At 60.9% G+C, this 7,812-nt stretch carries 9 protein-coding genes; 4 read left to right on the top strand and 5 right to left on the bottom strand.

Going from position 1 to position 7,812, the window contains the following annotated elements; genetic code table 11:
• The first annotated feature begins 153 nt into the window (after window positions 1–153).
• The 4 genes from AB7I51_RS13660 to AB7I51_RS13645 all read left to right on the top strand — a co-directional run bounded on the left by AB7I51_RS13660 (window position 154) and on the right by AB7I51_RS13645 (window position 2,396).
• Window positions 154–1,260 (top strand): integrase, encoded by a 1,107-nt coding sequence (locus AB7I51_RS13660; protein WP_428405101.1) that lies wholly within the window; start codon window positions 154–156, stop codon window positions 1,258–1,260.
• A gap of 100 nt (window positions 1,261–1,360) precedes the next feature.
• Window positions 1,361–1,768 (top strand): type II toxin-antitoxin system RelE/ParE family toxin, encoded by a 408-nt coding sequence (locus AB7I51_RS13655; RefSeq protein WP_428405100.1) that lies wholly within the window; start codon window positions 1,361–1,363, stop codon window positions 1,766–1,768.
• Window positions 1,769–1,773: 5 nt separating this feature from the next.
• A complete protein-coding gene (locus tag AB7I51_RS13650) occupies window positions 1,774–2,121 on the top strand; it encodes a helix-turn-helix domain-containing protein (protein ID WP_428405099.1) in 348 nt (115 codons plus the stop codon).
• Complete coding sequence (locus AB7I51_RS13645) at window positions 2,118–2,396, top strand: DUF433 domain-containing protein (protein WP_428405098.1); 279 nt, start codon at window positions 2,118–2,120, stop codon at window positions 2,394–2,396. The genes AB7I51_RS13650 and AB7I51_RS13645 overlap by 4 nt, the downstream gene beginning before the upstream one ends.
• Window positions 2,397–2,507: 111 nt before the next feature.
• Here AB7I51_RS13645 and AB7I51_RS13640 read toward each other — a convergent pair whose 3' ends face one another.
• From AB7I51_RS13640 to AB7I51_RS13620, 5 genes are all read right to left on the bottom strand, one after another.
• Complete coding sequence (locus AB7I51_RS13640) at window positions 2,508–2,705, bottom strand: hypothetical protein (RefSeq protein WP_428405097.1); 198 nt, start codon at window positions 2,703–2,705, stop codon at window positions 2,508–2,510.
• Between the two features lie 75 nt (window positions 2,706–2,780).
• Window positions 2,781–4,145, bottom strand: coding sequence for a plasmid replication protein RepC (repC, locus tag AB7I51_RS13635; RefSeq protein ID WP_428405096.1), 1,365 nt, complete (start codon window positions 4,143–4,145; stop codon window positions 2,781–2,783).
• A gap of 235 nt (window positions 4,146–4,380) precedes the next feature.
• Window positions 4,381–5,379, bottom strand: a complete 999-nt coding sequence (repB, locus tag AB7I51_RS13630; protein ID WP_428405095.1) for a plasmid partitioning protein RepB — start codon at window positions 5,377–5,379, stop codon at window positions 4,381–4,383.
• A 2-nt stretch (window positions 5,380–5,381) separates the two neighbouring features.
• On the bottom strand, window positions 5,382–6,590 hold the full coding sequence (repA, locus tag AB7I51_RS13625; protein ID WP_428405094.1) for a plasmid partitioning protein RepA: 1,209 nt from the start codon (window positions 6,588–6,590) through the stop codon (window positions 5,382–5,384).
• Between the two features lie 193 nt (window positions 6,591–6,783).
• A complete protein-coding gene (locus tag AB7I51_RS13620) occupies window positions 6,784–7,707 on the bottom strand; it encodes a DUF2493 domain-containing protein (protein ID WP_428405102.1) in 924 nt (307 codons plus the stop codon).
• Window positions 7,708–7,812: the final 105 nt, after the last annotated feature.

Genomic DNA, 7,812 nt, shown 5'->3' with positions numbered 1-7,812 from the left:
TGTCCGATAATCTGCGCTTATCGGACATGATTCGAGAGGCCCGGATTGCCGGGCGTTTGGATCCGAAATCGGCCGCCAAGAGCCTGCCGAGGCGTCGGATTTTTCCGCCCGAAACGACGCCAAGGCCCAAACCAAGGCCAAAATGGGGACGCGATGGCCAATACGGACGATGAATTGGAAGACGGCGGCGCGTCGCTCATCGAACGGGCGGCGGCGCCCCATCTCGCCGCGCTCTCCGAAAAAGCCCGCGACTATGCCCGCAACGCCCGCTCCGACAACACCAGGCGGGCCTATGACGCCGATTGGCGGCAGTTTTGCGCCTGGCTGCGCCGGCAGGGGCTCGATCCCCTGCCCCCGGACCCGCAAACCGTCGGTCTCTATCTCGCCGCCTGCATGGCGGGCGGGAAGGGAAACGAGCCGCTTTCCGTCGCCACTTTAGAACGCCGGCTCTCCGGCATTTGTTGGCATTACCGCCAACGCGGCGAACTGCTCGACACGTCCGATCGGCATATATCGACGGTGCTCGCCGGCATTCGCCGCGCCCATGCCCGCCCGCCGATCCAGAAAGAAGCGATCTTCGCCGATGAGCTCCTCGCCATGTTGGCGACGCTCGACATGGACCTGCGCGGCATCCGCGACCGCGCCATTCTGGCGATCGGCTTTTCCGGCGGCCTTCGTCGCTCCGAGATTGTCGGCCTCGATTGCGGCCCCGACCAGAGCGAGGACGGAACCGGCTGGATCGAGATTTTTCCTCCTGGCGCGGATGTTTCGAGCCGCGGCAAAAGGACTGGCGCGGATATATCCAGCGCCAGCAACAATGAAGGCGGCGCGGTGCTGCAGATTTCCGGCAAGACCGGCTGGCGCGAGGTCGAAATCGGCCGCGGCTCCCGCCCCGAAACCTGTCCCGTCGCCCTGCTCGAGACCTGGATGCGTCTCGGCCGGATCAGCCATGGTCCCCTCTTCCGCCCGATCGCCCGCAAGAACGGCGGCGTGTCGGCCGACCGGCTCACCGACAAACATGTCGCCCGGCTGGTCCAGAAAACCGCGCTCGCCGCCGGCATTCGTGGCGATCTCTCCGAGGGCGAAAGGCGCCTCGCCTTTGGTGGCCATTCTCTGCGCGCCGGTCTCGCCTCCTCCGCCCAGGTCGAGGAGGCCCATGTGCAAAGACACCTCGGCCACGCCTCGGCTGAAATGACGCGTCGATACCAGAGGAAACGCGATCGTTTCAGTGTCAATCTGACCAAGGCGGCTGGTTTGTAGCTGGCGGACGCCGCCGGTCGCTCACTTGCGACGCGCAACTCACGCTGCCGCCGCGGCACCAACGCCACGAAAGCGCGGTTTTGCTGTCGATCGATTAAATTTGATTCTCTATTTGACGCACACGTCTTGCGGAGATACCCCTTTGGGGTATATTGCGCCGATGAAAAGCGCGTCGCTGATCACCGTTGTCGAGACGGCGCCCTATCTGGCCGACGCGGCACAACTTATGGACGAAGCCGAAAGGATCGAAGTGGTCAACGCAGTTGCCGCTGACCCTCAAGCAGGAGACGTGATCCCCGGCACATGCGGCCTGCGAAAAGTTCGCATTCCGCTGAAAGGCCGGGGAAAACGAGGCGGCGCGCGGCTCATCACCTTTTTCCACGACGCAGACATGCCGGTGTTTCTCATCGCGGTCTACGCCAAGAATGTGCAAGGCGATCTCGACACCAGGCAACGCAAAGCGGCGACAGCGCTCACCACGGCAATTCGCGCCCAGTTCGGGAGGTAGCGGGTATGGACAGCAAGGATTTCGGTAAGCTGATTGCGGGCCTCGAAGACGCCCTGGCTTACGCAAAAGGACGTAAAAGCCCTGGCGCGCGAGAACATCGCGTCAAGGTCGATCGCACGTTCATTGCGGAAACGCGTCTCAAGGCGGGTCTGACGCAGGAAGAATTTGCAAAGGTCACCGGCGCGTCTCTGGGGACGGTGCGCAAATGGGAACGCGGAGAGCGGTCCCCGTCGGGCGCGGCTGGAATGTTGGTGCGAATTCTTGCGCGCGATCCGGCCTTGGTGATCAAGGAGGCGGGTCTTGCGAAGACAGTGACCCGCCGGCGTTCGAGCCGGTCCGACAAAGCCGCATGACACGACGCACGAAGGGAACTACGGGCCTAGCTCGCTCAGAAAATCGGGCGTGGGACGATGTCTACGCGCGCGACGCCTGGATCGAAAGCGTCCCAGGAATCAACAAGGGCGGCGCGCCGGTTATCAAGGGCACACGCATCACGGCGCACGCCGTTGAAGCGCGGTTGTCGCATGGCGACAGTCTCGACGAAATCGCCGCCGAGAACCCTGATTTACCGTGTGAGGCTTTCGAGGCCGCCGTCCTCTTCGCCAAAGCGCATCCCCTCCGTGGCTGAGCCCACATTGCGGCTTGGCGAGCGGGGAAATCCGATGGGCGCAATGTTCGACCACTCTTTGGATTTCAACCGGCAACGCCAGCCGGCGCTTCATTGGCTGTCCGCGCCCGATTAAGGCTCCAATGGCTCCGCGAATGGCGGCAATTGGCCATAGGTGGCGGCGGCGGTTAGCGCCTGCGCGGCGATGTCGCCCGCGCGGATCAAGAGATCGGCTGACGCCGCCTTGCCCTCCGCCGCCAATGGGCCAAGTTCGATGATTTTGACCAGCGCGTCGGAAAGAATGGCGAGTTGGGTCGTCGTGTCGGTCATCGCGTCCGCGCTCCCTTGATCGGCAACGATAATCGCCAAATCCACAGCAAGGAAACCCGGCCCTGAAATCTTCGATCATCCCGCCTGTCTCCGCGCGCGCGCCGCCTTCGCCGCCTTGCCGCGCAGTAACGCCATCAGCACCGGGCCAAGTGAGAATTCTCCTTCCCGCGCCTTGGCGGTCAGCACCCGCAAATAGCCGCCGGCGGATTTGATTTCCGCGCCCCGCTGCAGAATCGCGGCGATGACGATCGAGGCGTCATGCTCGCCCAAAACGTCGAGCGCCTGTTTCCAGGCATCGGGCGAGACGCCCAGCGCCGAGCGCACGATCGCCGCGGCGTCAATGAGATCCCTCCAGCAGGAAATCTCGCCGCTCTTGCCGTAATCGACGATATCGGGACAGGCTTGCAGCACCATGCCCAGCGGATAGGTTCGAGATGGTGATGCTTGCCGTTCGCCGAGACCTGCACTGGGAGCCTCCGTTTCTTGATCCCCTCCCCTATCGGCATTCGCCTCTCTCGACATTGGGCTGGACGTTTCGGCCCTACCTTCTTGAAGGTCAGGTTCAAGATCAGGAATGTTTGTGATTTGATTCTGTATGTGGCGCTCATTTTGAGACTCATTGGCGCTTCTTTTTTGCTGTTTTACGTGTCTTTCCAACAGATTCTGGATTTCGAACGCAAAGGAGCCGAGCTCGCCCGCCAAGGTCTCTAGCTCGCCCCTCCCGAGGCTGCGTGAATAGCTCTCTGAGAGGGCCTGGTAGCGCCGGTAAAGGCCTTCCCAGTCGCCGACCTCCTGCCCGTCGATCACTAGCGGCGCGAAGCACACCCCCTCCTCCATGCCGGTCTCGATCATCTTGACGATGTCGCGACGAACGAGCGTGATCTTCTCGCGCAAGAGCGCGATGGCGCGGTTCTCAATGCGCACTTCCTCGGCGAGGTTTTCGATCTCGGCCGCACGCGCGACCAGCGGCGTCAGATCGAAGCCGAAGGCTTCCGCGATTTCGCCGCCCTGCCCGCGCCGCGCGAAGCGTTTGCCGTTCGGCGAGTCACGCCGGATGACAAGCCCCGCTTCGATGAGCGACGCAAGATGTCGGCGCAACGTCGCCGGGGCCATGCCATGGGCGCGGATCGAGAGCTCCCGGTTCGACGGAAACACCACGATCCCGGGATATGGCGCATCCCCCTGCGTCGCTTCGACCTCTGGAAGCGTCAGCGCCGTTTCCTGGTGGAAACTGAGCAAGGCATGCAAGACCGATAGCGCCCGGTCGGTGACGCCAAGCGGGCCCTTGGCTTCGGTGAGCGCCCGAAACAGCCGCCATTTATGCACGACGGTCTCGGACGCGTCGGGGTTTGCCGCGAAGTCTCGCGTCGCCGCCTGCGCCGCCACCATGGCGAGCGACAGCGGCCGCCGCCCAAAGGGCGTCGTTGAATATGTGCGCATGATCCTTTGCCTCGTTCAGGCAAAAGAAATCCGCTCGCCGAAACGGCACCGACTCTTGACAGCGATTCGCGGAAGTGTGATTCTCTAGGTGCGAACTATGAGAAGGGCTTCCGGGCGATGTTTCGGGGGCCTTTTTCTTTTGTCGTAACCTCTATCGTTGTTGGCGAAACGCTTAACTCGTCACTCGGCGAGCATCTCAGGAGCAGCGCGTGCGCACCCTTTGCTCGCAACAAAACTAATCGTCGTGCTGACTGACCTGAAACGCCTTTAGCAAGGCTGGCAGTTGCGCCACGATGTAAGCGCCGAACTCGGCGTCGACCGACTTGTCAACATTGATTCGCAACCATCCCGCATCTTCATCGACCCGCGCGATCTTTCGTCCATCATGATCGATCCATGATGTCGTTTTCGCCGGCAGGTTCTTGGTGGCGAGCGCCGCAAAAACGGCAGCGAAGCGCGAATCAGAGTCGAGCGGCGCAAACTCCGCCTCGTTACAAATTCGCGCCCACACCTTGCTCGCCCGCGGCACCTTAAGATGCTCGGCAAGGTCCATCCAACGGCGCCGACCGGCTTTGGGTGCTGCCCCGATCGCTTTCACGAGCTCGTCCGGCAAAGCCTTGCGACATGAAATCAGCCGCGACAATTCCGTCTTGTCTACGGCGAGGGAGGCCATGATTGTGTCGCGGCCAAATCCTCGCTCTTCGAGTGACGCCGCGAAGGAGGCGCGCTCGATAAAGGATAGATCGCGACGGGCGCTGTTCTCCTGGCCTTGCGCGATCACGAGTTCGTCATCGGTCAGGCTGCGAACGACCGCCCTCACACGCTGCCCCAATTCTAGCAGCGCGCGCAAACGCCGGTGGCCATAGGCGATCTGGTAGCGCCCGGAAACCTCTGGGTGAGGTCGAACTAGTATCGGAACCTGCTGCCCATGAGTGCGGATGGACGAGAGCAACGACGCGCGGTCTGCTTCGCTTTCATCGAGGCGATCCGTCACGAATGAGGCATCGACAAGCGAAGCATCAATTTCGATGACGTCCGCCCCGGAAAGTAATCTTTTTTCGAGCGCCTTCGCCGCGTCGATATCCGCTGAAATCCGCTCCAAAGATCGGCCCATGGCGCCGACCGCGCCCCTATTTCCGAGTGTCGGCGGCGGGTGACGGGTAGTCACACTCTCCGGGTTGACCGCGGTCAACTCCTCATCGTCCAAGCCCAGCAAGAGGTTTTTGCGCGCCATGCCTACCTTCCCCAAGCCGTTCTGATAAGTCCCTCGATTTCTCCGTTTACCGCGGCCAGAGCTTCAACCGCACGGTCATATGTTGCCCGCGTAAACTGCTCTCGCGAAACTTCGTAGAGCGTTTGTTTGGTGATGCCTGCGTCGGAAATTGCCGTGCTCTTCACCATCGACGATGTCAGCACCCGCTCGCCAAAAATTGAGCGCATGAACGCGACCATTTGGGTCTGCGGCCCGTCGGTTGGCTCGAACCGAGTCACCAGGTAACGCATCCAGTCATACTCCATGTTGCCGCCCGCCTTAGCGACAACAGCAAGAAGGTCTGAGGTCATAATCAAAAATTGACACATCGACATGAGGTCGAGCATCTGCGGATGCACCGTGATCAGTACCGCTGTCGCCGCGCAAAGAGCGGAAAGCGTCAGAAATCCGAGCTGCGGTGGGCAATCCAGGACGACCACATCATAGTCGTCTGCAACGGATCCTAGTGCTTGTGCGACGCGCGCGAAGAATAGGGCATCCCCCTGCTTTTTTTCCGCGAGGGCCTTCGGGCTCTCATGCTCGAACTCCATGAGTTCGATGTTGCCGGGAATAATGTCGAGCCCCGGAAAATAGGTCCGCCGGATAATCTCCTTAAGTTCACGGCGCGCGTTGTCGTAGCGGATCGCGCCGTACAAAGTTTCATTCTCGCCAATATCAAACTCTGGCTGATAGCCGTGCAGTGCAGACAGGCTCGCTTGCGGATCGAGGTCGATCGCCAGAACGCGATAGCCGTACAGAGCAAGGTATTGCGCCAGATGCGCTGCCGTCGTGGTCTTGCCAGAACCACCTTTAAAATTGGCGACCGATATGACCTGAAGGTGCTCGCCGTTGCCCCGTCTCGGCAAATACCTTCGTCCTGCCTTTCCACCTTCATCAAGAAAGACGCGTAACGCCTGAATATCTTCGAACGAATAGGAGCGCCGGCCGGTCGGGCTCGTCTCGGGCTGCGGCCCCTTGCCATCTAATGAGAGTTGTCGAAGGTAGCCATCATTGATGCCGATGAGTTTTGCCGCTTCCCCGGAGGAAAACCGACGCAGGGTCTTGCGCGCTTCCGGCGGAAACAGCTTCTTTCGATGCGCCAACAATTTTGCCGATAATTGGCGCGCATCGCCCGCGATCACCTCGTGAATATCGGAAAGCGAGGACGGCTGGATGGCGGGTTGGGGTGCCACGGATCAGGCTCGTAGTTACGGTTTAAGATGAAACCCACAGGTGATTTCGTGGCAAGTAGGCCCGATTCTCCAACTCTCCGCAAGAAAAAATGAGTTAACGAATGATTAACGCAGACTGCGGGTCGTCGGAGAACATGTTGACCGCGGTCAACAAAGGGCGACCGCTTTAGATCTTAAACCGAGACCGCAGCCCTCATTTGAACCGCCACACCGGAATTCCCATCTTGCGCGCCTTGTCCGCGAGATTCTCGACGATGCCGGAACCGGGGAAGACGATCACGCCGATCGGCAATGTCTCGAGTATCACGTCATTGCGCTTGAAGGGCGCGGCGTTCTTGTGACGGCTCCAGTCCGGCTTGAATGCGACTTGGGGAACCTTGCGATTGTCCGCCCAGCAGGATGCGATCCGCTCGGCGCCCTTGGAACCGCCGCCATGCAGAAGAACCATGTCGGAATGCTTCGCCTGGACCTTGTCGAGAGCGTCCCAAATCCGCCGATGATCGTTGCACTCGGCTCCGCCGGCGAAAGCGATCCGATGTCCGCGCGGCAAGAGAACTTGCGTCTCGGCGAGTTTCTTGGCGTTGAGGAAATCGCGGCTGTCGATCATTGCAGCCGTCAGCGCGCGGTGATTGACCTTTGATCCGGAGCGTGGACGCCAAGCCGAACCGGTTTCCACGGAATAGAGTTCGCCGAGATGGTCGCGGAAGAATTCAAAAGCGTTGCGTCGCTCGGTGAGCATCAGCCCTTGCGCGATCAAACGCTCCAATTCGACCGAGCGAATTTCCGAGCCGTCCTGTTCGGCTTGCGCGCGACGCTGCGCGGTTTCGTTATCGTCGAGCTCGCGGTCGATACGATCCGCCTTTCGATGAAAGAGATTGACGAAGGACCAGAGTAGGTCGGGCAGGTCGGCTTCGAGCCGGGTGTTGAGAAAGAGACTTGAAAGCGATTCGACGGCGGATTCGAGGGCCATTGACACAGAGTCGGAAGAGGGGAGGGGACGCGGATCCGGCTCGTCGTCAAAGGGGCGATAGCCGTGCAGGGCGAGTTCATCGAGGAGATATGACGAGGGCGATTCGTTTGGACCGTCGTGGGGGAAGGGCGTGATGTCGACATCCATGGCGTTGCACTTTCGCTTCAAGGCCGCGCCGATCGCGGCCTGACAGCGATCCCGAGCCACGGGCGGATCGCGTCGCACCCGAAGGGCCGCAGCAAGGCGAAGGAC

Source organism: Methylocystis sp. (assembly GCF_050246715.1).
In the GTDB taxonomy this organism is placed as follows: Bacteria; Pseudomonadota; Alphaproteobacteria; order Rhizobiales; family Beijerinckiaceae; genus Methylocystis.
This window is presented reverse-complemented; position numbering and strand designations above follow the sequence as displayed.